The 16,418-nt window shown below is 70.7% G+C and carries 15 protein-coding genes and 1 pseudogene; 10 read left to right on the forward strand and 6 right to left on the reverse strand.

All coding sequences use genetic code 11. From position 1 onward, the window contains the following. Positions 1 to 228, forward strand: a 228-nt coding sequence (locus tag AOK15_RS06025; protein ID WP_055513544.1) for an antitoxin, incomplete at its 5' end; no start/stop codon positions are given. Positions 229 to 284: 56 nt separating this feature from the next. Here the strand turns inward: AOK15_RS06025 and AOK15_RS06030 are convergent. The 3 genes from AOK15_RS06030 to AOK15_RS06040 form a co-directional block, all read right to left on the reverse strand. Continuing rightward, on the reverse strand, positions 285 to 995 hold the full coding sequence (locus AOK15_RS06030; protein ID WP_055513547.1) for a class III extradiol dioxygenase subunit B-like domain-containing protein: 711 nt from the start codon (positions 993 to 995) through the stop codon (positions 285 to 287). A gap of 196 nt (positions 996 to 1,191) precedes the next feature. After that, entirely contained in the window at positions 1,192 to 2,712 is a 1,521-nt protein-coding gene (gene miaB, locus AOK15_RS06035; RefSeq protein WP_079058330.1) for a tRNA (N6-isopentenyl adenosine(37)-C2)-methylthiotransferase MiaB, read from the reverse strand. Positions 2,713 to 2,771: 59 nt separating this feature from the next. Then, the gene (locus tag AOK15_RS06040) at positions 2,772 to 3,167 is read right to left on the reverse strand and encodes a pyrophosphohydrolase domain-containing protein (protein WP_055513549.1); all 396 of its coding nucleotides are present in this window, start codon (positions 3,165 to 3,167) and stop codon (positions 2,772 to 2,774) included. A gap of 270 nt (positions 3,168 to 3,437) precedes the next feature. Here AOK15_RS06040 and AOK15_RS06045 point away from each other — a divergent pair, with 270 nt between their 5' ends. Beyond that, complete coding sequence (locus AOK15_RS06045) at positions 3,438 to 4,580, forward strand: peptidoglycan recognition protein family protein (RefSeq protein WP_055513551.1); 1,143 nt, start codon at positions 3,438 to 3,440, stop codon at positions 4,578 to 4,580. A 201-nt stretch (positions 4,581 to 4,781) separates the two neighbouring features. Then, positions 4,782 to 5,783, forward strand: a complete 1,002-nt coding sequence (locus tag AOK15_RS06050) for a TAXI family TRAP transporter solute-binding subunit (protein ID WP_055513553.1) — start codon at positions 4,782 to 4,784, stop codon at positions 5,781 to 5,783. A gap of 154 nt (positions 5,784 to 5,937) precedes the next feature. Here AOK15_RS06050 and AOK15_RS06055 read toward each other — a convergent pair whose 3' ends face one another. Then, entirely contained in the window at positions 5,938 to 7,356 is a 1,419-nt protein-coding gene (locus AOK15_RS06055; RefSeq protein ID WP_055513555.1) for a sensor histidine kinase, read from the reverse strand. A 9-nt stretch (positions 7,357 to 7,365) separates the two neighbouring features. After that, positions 7,366 to 8,052 (reverse strand): response regulator transcription factor, encoded by a 687-nt coding sequence (locus AOK15_RS06060; protein WP_055513557.1) that lies wholly within the window; start codon positions 8,050 to 8,052, stop codon positions 7,366 to 7,368. 385 nt (positions 8,053 to 8,437) lie between these two features. Here AOK15_RS06060 and AOK15_RS06065 point away from each other — a divergent pair, with 385 nt between their 5' ends. The 7 genes from AOK15_RS06065 to AOK15_RS06090 all read left to right on the forward strand — a co-directional run bounded on the left by AOK15_RS06065 (position 8,438) and on the right by AOK15_RS06090 (position 14,753). Beyond that, positions 8,438 to 9,214 carry an amino acid ABC transporter ATP-binding protein gene (locus AOK15_RS06065; protein ID WP_055513559.1) on the forward strand — a complete coding sequence of 259 codons (777 nt, stop codon included), beginning with the start codon at positions 8,438 to 8,440 and terminating at the stop codon, positions 9,212 to 9,214. Positions 9,215 to 9,293: 79 nt separating this feature from the next. Next, entirely contained in the window at positions 9,294 to 10,139 is an 846-nt protein-coding gene (locus AOK15_RS06070) for a glutamate ABC transporter substrate-binding protein (protein WP_205632081.1), read from the forward strand. A 121-nt stretch (positions 10,140 to 10,260) separates the two neighbouring features. Continuing rightward, on the forward strand, positions 10,261 to 10,938 hold the full coding sequence (locus AOK15_RS06075; protein WP_055513563.1) for an amino acid ABC transporter permease: 678 nt from the start codon (positions 10,261 to 10,263) through the stop codon (positions 10,936 to 10,938). Beyond that, positions 10,935 to 11,858, forward strand: a complete 924-nt coding sequence (locus AOK15_RS06080) for an amino acid ABC transporter permease (RefSeq protein WP_055513565.1) — start codon at positions 10,935 to 10,937, stop codon at positions 11,856 to 11,858. Before AOK15_RS06075 ends, AOK15_RS06080 begins: the two co-directional genes overlap by 4 nt. A gap of 322 nt (positions 11,859 to 12,180) precedes the next feature. After that, on the forward strand, positions 12,181 to 13,872 hold the full coding sequence (locus tag AOK15_RS06085) for an FAD-dependent monooxygenase (protein ID WP_055513567.1): 1,692 nt from the start codon (positions 12,181 to 12,183) through the stop codon (positions 13,870 to 13,872). Positions 13,873 to 14,048: 176 nt separating this feature from the next. Further along, complete coding sequence (locus tag AOK15_RS48730) at positions 14,049 to 14,096, forward strand: hypothetical protein (RefSeq protein ID WP_309506048.1); 48 nt, start codon at positions 14,049 to 14,051, stop codon at positions 14,094 to 14,096. A gap of 78 nt (positions 14,097 to 14,174) precedes the next feature. Next, the gene (locus AOK15_RS06090; protein ID WP_420876861.1) at positions 14,175 to 14,753 is read left to right on the forward strand and encodes a cupin domain-containing protein; all 579 of its coding nucleotides are present in this window, start codon (positions 14,175 to 14,177) and stop codon (positions 14,751 to 14,753) included. Between the two features lie 56 nt (positions 14,754 to 14,809). On the opposite strand, the pseudogene AOK15_RS06095 reads toward AOK15_RS06090, so the two are convergent. After that, positions 14,810 to 16,418: pseudogene (locus AOK15_RS06095) on the reverse strand (IS200/IS605 family accessory protein TnpB-related protein); the annotation flags it as partial.

The following is a 16,418-nucleotide window of genomic DNA, read 5'->3' on the forward strand; positions in this document are numbered from 1 at the left end:
GTCTCGCACCTCGCACAGAAGCACGAGGGCAAGATCCACCACGGTCTCGACAAGGCCGCGCACGCGGTCGACAGGAAGACCAAGGGCAAGTACAGCCACAAGATCCAGTCGGGCACGGGCAAGGCGAAGCACGCCATGGACCGACTCGCGCACAAGGAAGACGGCGGCGGCACCCCGCCCCCACCCCCCGGCGGCGGGGCCACGCCACCACCGCCCCCGACTTCCTGACCACCTTCACATCGACGGACGGCCGCGGAGCACCTCGCTCCCGGCCGTCCGCCGTGTCACGACCAGGTCGCCACCAGGTAGCCCACGCCGTAGGGCGCGTCGTCGTACAGCAGGCTGCCGCTCAGGTCCGCCTCCTCGGCGGCGCCGGCGAGCACCTGCCAGGGGGCGCGGCCCGAGACCAGCAGTTCCCCGGCGAGTCCGGCGTCCAGTGCCTTCAGGGCGGCGATGTCCACCGCGGCGAGGGCGCGGGCGACCGCCGCGTCGAAGCCGGCGGCGCGGTCGTCCAGGTAACCCGGCGCCTTGAGGGTGCGGCACGCGCTGGCGTCGCCCATCACCAGCAGGGCCACGCGCTCGGCGGCCCCGGCGATGTCCCGTCCGAGAGAGATACACCGCTCGGCGGCGAGAGGTTCCGCCACGGCCACGCCTTCGACGGGGACGGACCGCTCGGCGCGGTCGAGCAGCCAGGCGGCCACCGCGAGGGACGTCGGCAACTCGCCCTCCGGTGTCTCCTGCTCGGCCTCGCCCCGCCCGAGCCGGACATCGAGATCCACGCCGAACCCCCGGAACGATCCGCGCGCGCCCTGCGCGTACCGGCCGTCCCGCTCGGCGGGCCCGACGACCACCAGGCGTCCGGGCCGGGCCGCCGCGAGCACCCCGAGCGCGTCCGCGCAGGCCTCCCGCGCACGGTCCAGCTCGGGCGCGGCCCCCGCGGCCACCTCGGGCACGAGCAGCGGAGGACAGGGACAGACAGCGGCGGCGACAAGCATGATCCGCAGGGTAACCGTCCCCTCCGCGCGAAGCACGAAGCGGACCGGGGAGGCATACAGCGGCCGGGGAGAGGCAACAGCGACCGGAGGCCCCGCCGTGGGCCGGAGAGCCACGCGGGGGCCCGCGTGAGTCGGGCCGACGGGCCGGAAGGGGCCCGTGCGGACTCACCCACCGTCGGGGCGGCGGGCGCTGGGGTCAGTGCCCGCCGCAGCCGCCCGTCGTCGCCACCGGCAGCGGCTCCGGGACACCGATCGCCGGGAGGCCGAGCAGCACCCCCGCCGGCTTGGCCTCGGGGGCGGCGTTCCGCTTCTCCCAGGCGTCACCGGCGCGCGTCCGGCGCACATCGAGGACGGCGCCCTCGGCGAGGAGGTGGTGCGGGGCGGCGTACGTGATCTCGACGGTCACGACGTCACCGGGGCGCACCTCCTGGTCCGGCTTGGTGAAGTGGACGAGGCGGTTGTCCGGGGCGCGGCCGGACAGCCGGCGGGTGGCGCCGTCCTTGCGGCCCTCGCCCTCGGCGACCATCAGCTCAAGAGTGCGACCGACCTGCTTCTTGTTCTCCTCCCAGGAGATCTCCTCCTGGAGGGCGACGAGACGCTCGTAGCGCTTCTGCACGACCTCCTTGGGGATCTGGTCCTCCATGGTGGCCGCGGGGGTGCCGGGGCGCTTGGAGTACTGGAAGGTGAACGCCTGCGCGAAGCGGGCCTCGCGCACCACGTGCAGCGTCTCCTCGAAGTCCTCCTCGGTCTCGCCGGGGAAGCCCACGATGATGTCGGTGGTGATGGCCGCGTGCGGGATGGCGGCGCGGACCTTCTCGATGATCCCCAGGTAGCGCTCCTGGCGGTACGAGCGGCGCATCGCCTTGAGGACGGTGTCCGAGCCGGACTGGAGCGGCATGTGCAGCTGCGGCATCACGTTCGGCGTCTCGGCCATGGCGGCGATCACGTCGTCGGTGAAGTCACGGGGATGCGGCGAGGTGAAACGGACGCGCTCCAGGCCCTCGATCGCGCCGCAAGCGCGCAGCAGCTTGCTGAAAGCCTCACGGTCGCCGATGTCGGAGCCGTACGCGTTGACGTTCTGGCCGAGGAGCGTGATCTCGCAGACGCCCTCGCCGACCAGCGCCTCGATCTCGGCGAGGATGTCGCCGGTGCGGCGGTCCTTCTCCTTGCCGCGCAGCGCCGGGACGATGCAGAACGTGCAGGTGTTGTTGCAGCCTACGGAGATCGAGACCCACGCGGCGTAGGCGCTCTCCCGGCGGGTGGGCAGGGTGGAGGGGAACGCCTCCAGGGACTCGGCGATCTCGACCTGGGCCTCGTCCTGGATCCGGGCGCGCTCCAGCAGGACCGGCAGCTTGCCGATGTTGTGCGTGCCGAAGACGACGTCCACCCAGGGCGCCTTCTTGACGATGGTGTCGCGGTCCTTCTGCGCGAGACAGCCACCGACGGCGATCTGCATGCCGGGCCGGGACGCCTTCATGGGGGCGAGACGGCCGAGGTTGCCGTAGAGGCGGTTGTCGGCGTTCTCGCGTACGGCGCAGGTGTTGAAGACGACGACGTCGGCGTTGCCCTCGCCGGCGTCCTCGGGCGCGCGCACGTACCCGGCCTCCTCCAGGAGACCGGACAGGCGCTCGGAGTCGTGGACGTTCATCTGGCACCCGTAGGTGCGTACTTCGTATGTCTTGACGCCCACTGCCTGGCTCCGGTCGCTGCTGGTCATGTCACCAGGGTAGGCGCTCCGCGGAGTACGCCCCGCCCCTCACCCCGTGCCCGCCCGCCTCAGCCGGCCCAGCCCTGCTCACGCAGGACCGCGGCGATGTCGGGCGCCCGGTAGTGGTCGCCCTTGAGGACCTTGCCGTCTGCGCGGCGGGCGACGCAGCCGTCGGGGCCCAGCTTGGTCATGTTGGAGCGGTGGATCTCGGCGATCACCGCGTCGAGGTCGATGCCGTGGACGAGGGCGGTGCCGTACGCCACGTACACGACGTCGGCGAGTTCGTGCGCCAGCCGGTCGAGCGGGCCGCCGACCGCCACCTCGGCGACCTCGGCCGCCTCCTCCGCCAGCAGTTCCCCGCGGTGCGCGGCCAGCTCGGGTGAGACCTCGGTCGGCTCGGTACGGGCGTCGAGCCCGAAGGCGCGGTGGAACTCACGGACCAGACGGGCGGGAGAGGAACGCATCCGCCGACCCTATCGACCACCGGCCGACACCTCCGCCCGTCCGGCGCCCGGACCGACGGCTTACCCAACTTGAGCATCCGGTACCCCGACCGCCGTCGGCGACCGGTCATGCCCGTCCGGCTCGTACAGTCCTGTTGCCTCAAACCCCTTGCTCGCCGCGACTTCTGATGCCGCATCAGTAGCCGGGGGGTGGTGTCCGCGACGGTGACCCTGCTCCGTACTCTCCGTTGAGTCTTCAAGTGCCCCCCCCTGAACGATTGAGGACCGAACGTGAGCGTTCCCCCCACCTCCGCCTCCCATCGGGCCACCTCCCGCGTGGCCCGCCGCACCGTGCTCGGCGCCGCGGGCGCGGTCGCCGCCGGCGCCGTGATCACGCCGACGGTGATGGCCACGACCGACGACTCCGAGCCCGCCGCGGCCGGCCCCGACGACACGGGCGGCGGCACGACGACCGAGACCTTCCCCCGGACCCGCGCCGAGGCCGCCCGCGGTGAGGCGCCCGTGGAGGCCGCCTTCCCCATCGGCTACATCGGTGTCGCCTGGGGCGGCACCGACGAGACGACCGGCGGCGGCATCCGGCTCCGGGACGCCGACGGCGGCCAGAGCGCCTGGAAGCCGCTCGGCGACGGCGGCTGCTCCGTGGCCAACGGCGGCGGCGTGCTGATCTCCGCCGACCAGGCCGCCGGTTACGAACTGAAGGCGCCCGACGGCGCCACCGGCCTGCGCTCGCTCGCGCTCGACACCCGGCACGGCCCGCGCCGGAAGGTACGGGTGCCGACCGACCCGACCCGGGTCCGCGGTGTCGAGTACCTCTCGCGCGCCGCGTGGGGCGCCGACGAGAAGCTGCGGTTCAAGGCGGACGGCACGGAGAACTCGCCGACCGCGTTCTACCCGTTCCAGACCCTCACCGTGCACCACACGGCCATGGCAAACGACGACCCGGACCCGGCCGCCACCGTCCGCGCGATCTACCAGCTGCACGCGGTCACCAACGACTGGGGCGACATCGGCTACCACTTCCTCATCGACGAGGAGGGGCGTATCTACGAGGGCCGCTACTCCGGTGACGACGGGATGCCCGCGCACGACAAGGACGGCAAGGTGGTCACCGCCTTCCACGTCGGCGGCTTCAACTCCGGGAACCTCGGCATCGCGCTGCTCGGCACCTTCACCGACCAGGGCCCGAAGGAACCGGCCCGGGAGGCGCTCACCCGCCTGGTCCGCGTGCTGGTCCGGCTGCACGGCGTGGACCCGCAGGCCCGGGTGACGTACACGAACCCGGTCAACGGCGTGCAGAAGGAGGTCCCGGAGATCAGCGGGCACCGGGACTGGATGGCCACCGAGTGCCCGGGCGCGGTCATGTACCAGGAGCTGGACCGACTCCGCACGTCGGTGGCCGCGGCGCGCCGCTGAGCGGCCTCTCGGTGGCTGCCGCGCGCCGCCGACCCACTCCTCCGGCGACCACCGTAGGCACGCCCGGCCCCGGTCCACGGGGCCGGGCGGCCCGCGCGAGGTGGTCCCCGGGGGCGTGCTCGCATCACCCCCGTGTCACGAGCTCGCACCGGATGGTCCCCATCCTGGCCGCCCGTCCGGTGACCTGGCAGGATCTCGCGCATGGTCCAGGTACTCCCCCGCATCGGCGGGCGTCGCGCGCTACTGGGCTCGGCGGCCTCGTTGGTGGTCCTCGGGCTGCTGGCATGGTGGCTCTGGCCGCGCGAGACGCCCCCGAGCGGGACGATCACCCTCAGTACGGGAGCCCCGCAGGGCGTCTACCAGGAGTACGGCAAGCTGCTGCGGGACTCGGTCGGCGGGGACATGCCCGACCTGAGGATCGACCTGGAGGACAGCAACGGATCCCAGACGAACGTCACCCGCGTCGCCACCGGGAAGAGCGACTTCGCCATCGCCGCCGCCGACGCCGTGCAGACCTATGCGGACCAGGGAAAGCCCGGCGCCGACAAGCTGCGCGGCCTCGCACGGCTGTACGACGACTATGTGCAGCTGATCGTCCCCGCCACCTCGCCCGTCCAGCGGGTCGCCGACCTGAAGGGCAAGCGGGTCGCCGTCGGCCCCCAGGGTTCGGGGGTACGGCTGATAGCGGGGCGCGTGCTCTCCGCCGACGGGCTGAACATCGACAAGGACATCGACGCGCGCAGCGACACCATCCGCACGGGCCCCGACGCCCTGCGCCAGGGAAAGATCGACGCCTTCTTCTGGTCGGGCGGGCTGCCCACGAAGGGCATCACCGACCTGGCGAAGAAGTACGACTTCGACTTCCGCTTCGTGCCGATCGAAAGCGACCTCGTGGCGAAGCTGCACGAACAGGGCTCCGTCTACAGCCACTACCGCGCGTCCGTGATGCCGGCCGACGCCTACCCGACCATCCTCAGGGGCTCCACCGTGCCCACGATCACCGTGGCGAACCTGCTGATCACCCGAGAGGACATGGATCCCCGGCTGACCGAGTGGCTGACCCGCATGGTCATCAAGAGCCGGGACAGGATCGGCAAGAAGGTCCACGCGGCCCAGCTGGTGGACCTGCGCACCGCGATCTACACCGATCCGCTGCCGCTGCACGAGGGCGCGGCAGAGTACTACCAGTCCGTCAAGCCGTAGCCGCCGGTCGATGAGGCCCCGTGCGGGGCCGGCCGAGCCGTACGGCTGGGCGGTCGAGCTTCCTGCCGGACAGCCGAGGCCCACCGCCGGGCGACCGAGCTGTACGGCCGGCCGGGCAGCCCGTCGCGTCGTGCCGCTCGGTTCTGCGGGCCGGTCAGTTCTGCGGGCGGGTCCTCGGCACCGTCACCGTCACCCTGAGGCCGTGCGGCTTGTGGTGGGCGTACGCGATCGAGCCGCCGCCCGCGGCTATCAGGGCCCGGGAGATGGAGAGTCCGAGGCCCGAGCCCTTGATGTTCTGGTGTGCGGTGCTGCGCCAGAAGCGGTCGCCGACGCGCTCCAGCTCCTCGTCGCTGAGGCCGGGGCCGCCGTCGGTGACGACGACCGTGCAGTCCGGTCCGTTAGGGGCGACCCGGACCTCGACGCGCTCCCCGGCGGGCGTGAACTTCAGCGCGTTGTCGATCACCGCGTCCAGGGCGCTGGACAGGGCGACCGGGTCGACCCAGGCCGTGGTGGCCGGGCAAGTGCCGACCAGGGTCACGCCCTTGTCCTCGGCGAGCGGTGACCAGGAGGCGACCCGCTCGGCGGTCAGCTCCCCCACGTCGGTGAGTCGAAGATCGGACTCGGCGTGCTCGGCGAGCGCCAGGTCGAGCAGATCGTCGAGGACCTGCGCGAGGCGCTTGCCCTCCGTGCGGACGGAAGCGATCTCCTCGTTGCCCTCGGGCAGTTCCAGGGCCAGCAGGTCGATGCGCAGCAGCAGTGCGGCGAGCGGGTTGCGCAGCTGGTGGGAGGCGTCGGCGACGAAGGCGCGCTGCTGCTCCAGGACGTCCTCGACGTTGTCGGCCATCTCGTTGAACGACCGTGCCAGGCGCCTGAGTTCGGGCGGTCCGCTGGCGACGGCGACCCGTGACTTCAGCCGTCCGGAGGCGATGGCGTGGGTGGTGGTGTCGAGGACGCGCACGGGCTTGAGGACCCACCCCGTCAGCCGCAGGGCGGCGCCGAGGGCGAGGAGCATCGCGGCGATCTCGCCGGCGCCGATGATCAGCCAGCCCCGCAGGATCTTGGAGCGCATCTGGTCGGTGGGCGAGTCGGTGACGACGACGGCGACGACGTCACCGTCGTGGATGACCGGGGAAGCGACCACGAGACGACCGCGCTGCCACGGCCACACCTGCTCCGGGTCGTGCGGCCGCCGCCCCAGCAGCGCCTCGTCGAACGCGTCCTTGCCCTCGCCCGACTCGGGCACGTCCCAGCCGACGGGGGCGTTGGCCATGGGGCCCCGGTTGTCGTCGCGGTAGAAGACGCCGGCCTTGATCCCGTACACGCTGTGGTACTGCTCCAGCTCCCGCTGGAGGGTGTCCCGTCGGCCGTCGCCCGAGATGTCGTCCGTGCGGGACCGGTTCGGGGACTCGGTGACGAACTGCGCGAGGGCCGCGAAGCGCGCCGTGTCGTCGATGCGGTCGACGACGACCTCCTGTTGGCGCGCCGCCGCCAGGCTCACCGCCAACGGGATGCCGAGGGCCAGCAGCACGGCGGCCATCAGGACGATGAGCAGCGGAAGAAGACGAGTGCGCACGCGGGAACGCTACGGCGTCGGGGTCACCAGCCGGTAGCCGACCCCGCGCACGGTCTCGATCAGGGCGGGCATACGCAGCTTCGACCGCAGCGAGGCGACGTGTACTTCGAGGGTGCGTCCGGTGCCCTCCCAACTGGTCCGCCACACCTCACTGATGATCTGTTCCCGGCGGAACACCACACCCGGGCGCTGGGCCAGCAACGCGAGAAGGTCGAACTCCTTGCGGGTCAGCTGGACGACCGCGCCGTCCACGCTGACCTGCCGGGTGGGTAGCTCGATGAGCACGGGTCCGAGGCGCAGCCCTGTGTCGCCGGGGGTCGCGGACTCGTCGGGGACCCGGCGCCGGGCGACGGCGTGGATCCGCGCGAGCAGCTCACCGGTGTCGTACGGCTTGACCACGTAGTCGTCGGCCCCGAGGTTGAGGCCGTGGATGCGGGAGCGCACGTCGGAGCGGGCGGTCACCATGATCACGGGAATGCTGGTGCGCTTGCGGATCTTGCCGCAGACCTCGTAGCCGTCCTGGTCGGGCAGGCCGAGGTCGAGCAGGACGACGCCGAAGCCGGCGCCTTCCGGGACGAGTGCCTGGAGGGCCTCCTCGCCGCTGCGGGCATGGGTGACGTCGAAGCCGTGCCTGGCCAGGACCGCGGACAGCGCGGCCGCGACGTGGTTGTCGTCCTCGACGAGGAGCAGCCTCATTCCGGCCCCCTCCGGTTCGATCGGGCATACGTTTGTCGGGCGTACGTTCGGTCGTACATACGGTCTCGGCTGGCACACCTTACGCGCACCCCGGCCGGCGTCGAGTTTCCGCACGCTCAGGGGTATGACGGGAAGGCAAGCGGGGACCCGGCCGCTGGGGCCCGCCCACAGGGGCAGTGACACCGATGACTGAGGACGCCGTCAAGGCCGTACAGGTTCCGCGAGGGTTCCGTTGCCCAGCCGAAACGTTCCCGCGTGAGTCCGCTACGCGCAGTGTCCGACTGCTACCAGATCGTTATGCTCAATTTCCCCTCAGATGTAATGACGCTGGTCGTCGCCGGTCACTACTGTCCTCCGAAACCGAGGAGGACGGAGCCAGAAAGCGATGACCGAAGTTTCGGTGGTCAAGGACGCGGTGCCCGCGGCCGACGACCTGGTCGTCCTGAAGAGCGTCAACAAGCACTTCGGCGCGTTGCACGTACTCCAGGACATCGATCTGACGATCACCAGGGGCGAGGTCGTCGTGGTGATCGGACCCTCCGGGTCCGGTAAGTCCACGCTGTGCCGCACCATCAACCGGCTGGAGTCGATCGACTCCGGCGACATTCGGATCGACGGCAAGCCGCTGCCCGCCGAGGGCAAGGCGCTCGCGCGACTGCGGGCCGACGTCGGCATGGTGTTCCAGTCGTTCAATCTCTTCGCGCACAAGACCGTGCTCGAGAACGTGATGCTGGGACAGCTCAAGGTCCGCAAGACCGACAAGAAGCAGGCCGAGGAGAAGGCGCGGAGCCTGCTCGACCGGGTCGGTGTGGGCACGCAGGCGGACAAGTACCCCGCGCAGCTCTCCGGTGGTCAGCAGCAGCGTGTCGCGATCGCCCGGGCGCTGGCGATGGGCCCGAAGGTCATGCTGTTCGACGAGCCGACCTCGGCCCTCGACCCCGAGATGATCAACGAGGTCCTGGAGGTCATGCAGCAGCTCGCCCGCGACGGCATGACCATGGTCGTGGTCACCCACGAGATGGGCTTCGCCCGTTCGGCCGCCAACCGGGTGGTGTTCATGGCGGACGGCCGCATCGTCGAAGAGGCTGTGCCGGACCAGTTCTTCAGCAACCCCCGCAGCGACCGGGCCAAGGACTTCCTTTCCAAGATCCTGCACCACTGACCGCCCGACGAGGCCGGTCCCGGCCACAGGCACCCGCACCACGACGGTCCGCATCTTCACCAGTCAAAGGATGTTCACCATGAAGCTTCGCAAGGTCTCCGCCGCAGCGGCCACCGCCCTCGTCCTCGCCCTGACGGCCACCGCCTGCGGCGGCGACAAGGACAACAGCGGTTCGGACGGCGGCTCGGGCGGCGGCAAGACGATCAAGATCGGCATCAAGTACGACCAGCCGGGTCTCGGCCTGAAGGAGCCCGACGGCACGTTCTCCGGCTTCGACGTGGACGTGGCCACCTACGTCGCCAAGGAGCTCGGCTACAAGCCGAACCAGATCGAGTTCGTGGAGACCAAGAGCGCCGACCGCGAGAACGCGCTGGCCCGCGGCGACGTCAAGTTCATCGCGGCGACCTACTCGATCAACGACGAGCGCAAGAAGCTCGTCGACTTCGCCGGCCCGTACCTGCTGGCCCACCAGGACCTGCTGGTCAAGGCGGACTCGAAGATCGCCAAGGGTACGGACCTCAATGGCAAGACGCTCTGCTCGGTGACCGGTTCCACCTCGGCGGAGAACGTCAAGAAGGACATCGCTCCGAAGGCCCAGCTGAAGGAGTACGGCGGCTACTCGGAGTGCATCGCCGGCTTGCAGAGCGGTGCCGTGGACGCGGTCACCACCGACGACTCGATCCTCGCGGGCTTCGCCGCCCAGGAGAACTACAAGGGTCAGTTCAAGCTCGCGGGCCTGAAGCTCAGCAACGAGAACTACGGCATCGGTGTCAAGAAGGGCGACACCGCGACCGTGGACAAGATCAACGCCGCCCTGGAGAAGATGGTCAGCGACGGCGCCTGGGAGACCGCGGTCAAGGAGAACTTCGGCCCGGCCAACTACAAGAACGAGCCCGCCCCGAAGATCGGCAACATCGTCCAGTAAGCGGATATCCGCGAGCAGCGCCGAGATCCGCAAGCGCGCCGCCGCCCGCCGCGAGGCTCGGTGAGGGCGGCGGCGCGCCGCGCCTGCCACGTACGCCACACACCCGGAAGCGCGGGAGACAGTGTTCGACTTCCTTTCAAGCTACAACAACCCAACCTTTTTGGGTGCGTTCTGGATGACGGTCAAACTCACCGTCTTCTCAGCCATCGGCTCCCTGGTCTGGGGAACCCTGCTGGCCGCCATGCGCGTCAGCCCCGTCCCCCTGATGCGCGGCTTCGGCACCGTCTACGTGAACGTCGTGCGGAACATCCCGCTGACCGTCATCATCGTCTTCACCTCGCTCGGCCTCGCCGACATCTTCCGGGTGACGATGGGCGCGGGCGGCGACGTCAAGCTCCAGGCCTTCCGGCTCGCCCTTCTCGGTTTCGTTGCCTACACCGCGGCGTTCGTCTGTGAGGCACTGCGCTCCGGAATCAACACCGTGCCCGTGGGCCAGGCCGAGGCGGCCCGCGCCATCGGGCTGAGCTTCGCCCAGGTACTCGGCCTCATCGTGCTGCCGCAGGCCTTCCGCGCGGTCATCGGACCGCTGGCCAACGTGCTGATCGCGCTGACCAAGAACACAACCGTGGCGGCCGCGATCGGTGTCATGGAGGCCGCCTACCTCATGAAGGGCATGATCGAGAAGGAGGCACAGACGTTGCTCATCGGCGCGATCTTCGCCTTCGGGTTCGTGGTACTGACCCTGCCCACCGGTCTGTTCCTCGGCTGGCTGAGCAAGCGACTGGCGGTGAAGCGATGAGTTCCGTTCTCTACGACGCCCCCGGCCCCCGGGCCAAACGGCGCAACGTGATCCTCACGGTGACCTTCGTAGCTCTGCTGGCCCTTCTCCTGTGGTGGCTCTGGCGGGCACTGGAGAGCAGGAACCAACTGGAGTGGAAGCTCTGGGAGCCGTTCTTCACCTCCCAGGCCTGGACGACGTATCTGCTGCCCGGTCTCGCCAACACGCTCAAGGCCATGGGGCTCTCCATGGTGATCGCCCTGCCCCTTGGTGCGCTCTTCGGCATCGCGCGCCTCTCCGACCACCTGTGGGTCCGCATCCCGGCCGGTGCGGTGGTGGAGTTCTTCCGGGCCATCCCGGTCCTGCTGCTGATGCTGTTCGCCAACGAGGTCATCGCTCGCTCGATGGATGTCACCACCGAGCAGCGGCAGCTCTACGCGGTCGTCGCCGGTCTGGTGCTGTACAACGCCTCGGTTCTCGCCGAGGTCGTACGGGCCGGCATCCTCGCCCTGCCCAAGGGCCAGACGGAGGCCGCCCAGGCGATCGGTCTGCGCAAGGGACAGACGATGTCCTCCATCCTGCTGCCGCAGGCCGTCACGGTGATGCTGCCGGCCATCGTCAGCCAGCTTGTGGTCATCGTGAAGGACACCGCGCTCGGCGGCGTGATGATCGGGTTCACCGAACTGCTCAGCGGACGCGCGACGCTGGCGGCTGTGTACGCCAACCCCGTCCCCAGCTTCGTCGTCGTCGCGATCATCTACATCATCCTGAACTTCATCATCACCAGCTTCGCGGGCTGGCTGGAGCAGCGGCTGCGGCGCGGCAAGAAGTCGACCGGAGCGGTCATCCCGGCCGCCGCTGTCGGTGGCACGACGGCCACCGGCGGGGAGGGCGGCGGTGTACCCGGCCTCGGCACCTTTATCGACAAGAAGGACACCTGACGCTTGATCAGGTGACATCCGCTTCGGCTGCAGCCCGAGTCGGGACGAGGGGAGGCAGTGGCATGAACCGCCACTGCCTCCCGTCATGTCCGAGTCGGCCGGCGACGCCGTCCGGCCTCCACGCTCCCGGGCCGGCCTCGACGCATCACCACAGGCCGACGGCCCTGAGCGATCCGAGTACACCTCACCCCTCCCCTCTTCGCCGTCACTTGACGCAAGCACCGGCAATGGGTTGCATACGTTCTGTGATCGTGCACCCTGCTCCAACTTCTTGTTCACCTACGTCCTCCGGGACGCCGCTGCGGGCAGGGGGCGCCGCGCCGTGGACCCGGTGATCATTGTCGGGGCGGGGCCCGTGGGGCTCGCGCTCGCGCTGGCGTTGGCGCGTCAGGAAGTGCCGTCCGTGGTCCTCGACGAGGGACCGGGCAAGGACGAGCAGCGGCTCGCGCGGACAGTCGTACTGCAGGAGGACACAGCCGCTCTGCTGGAACGATTGTCCGGCGTCCCCCTCACGGAAGGGGGATATCGCTGGACCGGATGGCGGTCCATGCGACGCAAGCAGACGGTGCGTCAGGTCCGGTTCGGGGAGATCGACCCCGGCGAGCCGGACGGCTCCGCCCGGGACGCGCCGAGGGCCCCCCGCAACGCCGCCGAGGACATCGACGAGGGATCCGCCGGCCTCCCCCCGCTCCACATCCCGCAGCACGTCCTGACCACCGCGCTGCGCGACGCCATCGCCGAGGAGCGGCTCGTCAAGGTCGCTGCGGAGAGCCGTGTGGACGCCATCGAGCAGGAGGCGTCCGGGGTCACTGCTCATACGCGCGGGCCCAAGAGCACCTGGTGGCGGGGCAGTTATCTGGTGGGGTGCGACGGTCCCCGTTCCACCGTGCGCAAGCTCCAGGACATCCGTTTCCCGGGCCGTACGGCCGTGGAGCGGCATGCCGTGGCGGCCCTGCGCGTGGAACTCCCCTGGCCAGGCGAAGCGTTGCTGCACCGTATGCCGCCGTGGCGTACGTCAGGTCCCTTCGGCGGTGAGGTGACGGCCCGGCCGCTCGACGACGGGGTCTGGCGCCTGGACTGGCTGTTGCCGGCGGGCAAGGATCTGGTCACCCCCGAACTCCTCGTGACCCGCGTCCGGGAGACCCTCGCGGGCTGGTCGGGGGGCGCCACACCGCCGTACGACCTGTTGGACACCGGTGTGCACACCGTTCACCACCGGCTCGCCCGGCGGTGGCGGGTCGGCCGGGTCTTCCTCGCCGGGGACGCCGCCCATCTGCTCGGCGCGCTCGGGACCCAGGGCCTCGACGAAGGGCTGCGCGACGCCGACAACCTCGCCTGGAAACTGGCGCTGGCCTGGCACCACGGCCCGCACGAGGCACTCCTCAACAGCTACCAGGCGGAGCGCCGCGCGGTCGTCGCCGCCCGGCTGCGCGCCGCCGACCAGGCGTTGCCCCTGCTCCGCGGCGGCAAGGGGCTGCGCTCCTACGTCCCCGGTTCGGGCCGGGGCCACGAAGCGCTGCTCGCCGACGGACACCTGGGGCGCGGCCCGCTGGGCGCGCCGGGGGCATACACCGACTCGCCGCTCATGGCTCCGCACACCGCTTCCGAGGCGCCGATCGACACGCTTCCCGGTGCCCAGGTCGTGGATGTCCAGGTGACCGCCGAGGACGGCACGTTCGTACCGCTGCGGGACCGGCTCGGGCGTGGGGCGCTGCTGGTGGTGCTGATCGCGCCGGGTACCGGGGTGTGGGAGCGCAAGCACTGGGTGAGCGCCGGAATCATGCCCCGGCTCGCGGCGGCGGTGTCCGCCCTGCCGCACTCCGCCGAGCTACTGGTGGCCGAGAGCTACCCGGGCGCGGCCGCCCACACCGTGCTCCTCGTACGGCCCGACGGCCACCTCGTCACAGCCCTGAACGGCGTGCGCCCGGCCGATCTGTACGCGGCGGCGGAGGCAGCCCTGGGCGGGGCGAAGCAGCAGCCCGAGTCCTCGGAGGCGACCGCGGCATCGCACTGAGCCACTGCGCACTGCGCCTGTGCGCCTGTGCGCCTGTGCAGGCCAGTGTCCGGCCGGTACTCGCGACGACCGTCACTGTGTGTCCGCATAGTGACGGTCGGTTGACCGGTCCGCACGGTCGTGGTGTACTCCGGACCGTGATCGACACCTCTACGCGCCTGTGGCGGAGGGTCCACATGGACCTCGTCCGCTACGCGGGCTGCGTGTGTCGTCCGTCCTGCTGATTCGCATCCCTCTTCCCCGCGCACGCCGCCGTTGTGCCGGCGTGCGCTCCCGCGAACCATTCGCCAGGACGGTCCCCCGTGTCTGTGTCTCCCGCTGTCTCTTCCTCCGCGTCCTCCGCCTCCGCGTCCTCCGCCTCCGTGGATTTCTCCGCTCCGGGTTCTTCCGCTCCCACGCAGTCCGAGCTGCTCGACTTCGCGCGCCGGGCCGCTGCCGACGCCGAGTTGGTCGCCTCGCTTCCGCTCGACCCCGAAGGGCGCACCTGGGTGCGGCTCGCAGGGCCCGGCGGCAGCGAGGCGTGGCTCATCGGGTGGCCGCCGGGCACCGGAACCGGCTGGCACGACCACGCCGACTCGGTAGGCGCGTTCGTCACCGCCTCGGGTGAGTTGAGGGAGTACTCCCTCGCCGCCCGGCTGCCCACCGACGGCTGGAAGACCCTCGAACTCACCGATGGTGTCGACCGCGAACGCCGGTTGCCCAGCGGCAAGGGCCGTTCCTTCGGCCGCCACCATGTGCACGAGGTACTCAACGAGTCCGCCGAGGAGCACGCCATCTCGGTGCACGCCTACTACCCGCCCCTGCCGCGCATCCGCCGCTACAGCCGCACGGGCCGGGTACTGCGCCTTGACCACGTCGAACGCCCGGAGGACTGGCAGTGAGCGCCCACGCCCACAGGTGCTGAGCGATCACCGACCGTCCTCGCTCAGTACCGTTCCTAAAGACTGAGCGGGAGTGAGTGCTGTTGCCAGGACTCATGCTCAGCCGGACGCCCCGAACGGTGGTGGGTGTCCTGGTCGCCCGCGTTCGCTCCGCGTCCGGCACGCAGGGATCGTGTCCGTGGTCCCGGGATGCGGGGGCGGGGTCCCTCACGCCCTGGGACGCCTGGTGGGGCCTGGACGGTCCGATGCCCCGCACGATCACTCCGGTCGTGTGGGGGCGGTGCCGTCCGTCGCCGGACCGGGTGTCCCAGGGCGCGCCTTCCGATCGCCACGGCTGCCGCGTCGTGACGAGTGGTCTTCCTTGTCTTGCTGGTGAAGGGTTTCTGCCAGTGCTGCGCACCCCACTTGCTGGTGTAGGCGGGGTCGACGGCGACGACGGGGATGCCGAGTTGGGCGGCCATCGACGCCAGCCGGGCCCGCAGCCTGGAAACAGGCATGCCAGAGATGAGCTTGCGGAACCGTTTGCGTCGGCCGTGTTTCTCGCGGGTCGCCTCTGCGGTGAAGTCGAGGTCCTCGATGGCGAGGGCGAGGTGATGGCGGCGGGCCCAGTGGAGCAGGCGGATCAGGGCGTGCCTGACTTGGGCGTCGCGGTGGCTGGCGCTGCCCGAGAGGTCGTAGCCGAAGCGTTGGGGTGCGCCGAGGGGGTTGCCGTGGGTGTCCAGGCGCCAGGCGGCCAGGTGGTCGGCGTTGGTGTCGACCCCCACCAGGCCGCCCGCGCGGACCGTGGCCAGCGGCACGGTCTGCACCGCAGGGTTGGTCCAGGAGGCGGTGAGGTACCAGCGGCCGCGTGCGGTGTCCTCGTGGATGCGGTACGCGACAGCCCCGTTGGCATGGATGCGGTCGGCCCACTCGACGCCCCGGTGCGCGAACCTCACCCGGGAGGCGAGGACATACCGGCCGTGCGGGGCGTTCGCCAGATACACCAGCGGGGCAGGGAGCTTGAGGGAGACCTCGCCGTCGGGGGTGACGCGGATGGTCTCGTTGCCGAACCGTTTGCCGGACTCACCGTCCGCCTTCAGGAAGCGCCGCTCGGCCTGCCAGCGGGCGCGCCACTCCTCCTCGGTCAGCCGGGCGGCATCGAGGTGGTGGCGGGTGGTCAGCAACCCTTTCCCGCCCCGCACCACGTGCACCCGTCCGGCCTCCCAGTCCGCCCGCACCGCTTGCAGCCGGTCGGTGAGCACGTGCAGACGGCGCGCTTTCGCATGCCACTCCCGCCTGCTCGCATACCCGCCCGGGGCGTGCTTGTTGCCCTTCTCGCGCACCGGCAGCGACAACCGGTGCGCGATCATCCGCACACCCGCTTCCAGGCTCTGGATGTGTGCGAGCTGACTCCGCCGGGCCAGCGCCCACTGATCATGCGTGGCCTTCGTGATCGAACCGGCCCAACGGGAGGACGACACCCCGTCACAGCCCGCTTACGCGCCGCCCACCCCTCGCTGTCATGGTCCCGGCCCACCGCGCACCGGGTCTTCAGATCCCGCGAGGCGAGAGTGCCCAGATGATCCCCCACCAGGCGCAGTACGGTCTCATCCTCCGCCGTCAGCTGCTCGAGCCGGTCACGCACCGCCACACCCGACGGGCCCACGGCGACGAACGGCGCCGCCA

It is taken from the genome of Streptomyces ossamyceticus (assembly GCF_001418475.1).
Classification (GTDB): domain Bacteria; phylum Actinomycetota; class Actinomycetes; order Streptomycetales; family Streptomycetaceae; genus Streptomyces; species Streptomyces ossamyceticus.

Coding starts and splice junctions, on each gene's coding strand:
- AOK15_RS06030 (WP_055513547.1), bottom strand. CDS start 995: ATGCTTGTCGCCGCCGCTGTCTGTCCCTGTCCTCCGCTGCTCGTGCCC.
- miaB (WP_079058330.1), bottom strand. CDS start 2,712: ATGACCAGCAGCGACCGGAGCCAGGCAGTGGGCGTCAAGACATACGAA.
- AOK15_RS06040 (WP_055513549.1), bottom strand. CDS start 3,167: ATGCGTTCCTCTCCCGCCCGTCTGGTCCGTGAGTTCCACCGCGCCTTC.
- AOK15_RS06050 (WP_055513553.1), top strand. CDS start 4,782: ATGGTCCAGGTACTCCCCCGCATCGGCGGGCGTCGCGCGCTACTGGGC.
- AOK15_RS06060 (WP_055513557.1), bottom strand. CDS start 8,052: ATGAGGCTGCTCCTCGTCGAGGACGACAACCACGTCGCGGCCGCGCTG.
- AOK15_RS06065 (WP_055513559.1), top strand. CDS start 8,438: ATGACCGAAGTTTCGGTGGTCAAGGACGCGGTGCCCGCGGCCGACGAC.
- AOK15_RS06070 (WP_205632081.1), top strand. CDS start 9,294: ATGAAGCTTCGCAAGGTCTCCGCCGCAGCGGCCACCGCCCTCGTCCTC.
- AOK15_RS06080 (WP_055513565.1), top strand. CDS start 10,935: ATGAGTTCCGTTCTCTACGACGCCCCCGGCCCCCGGGCCAAACGGCGC.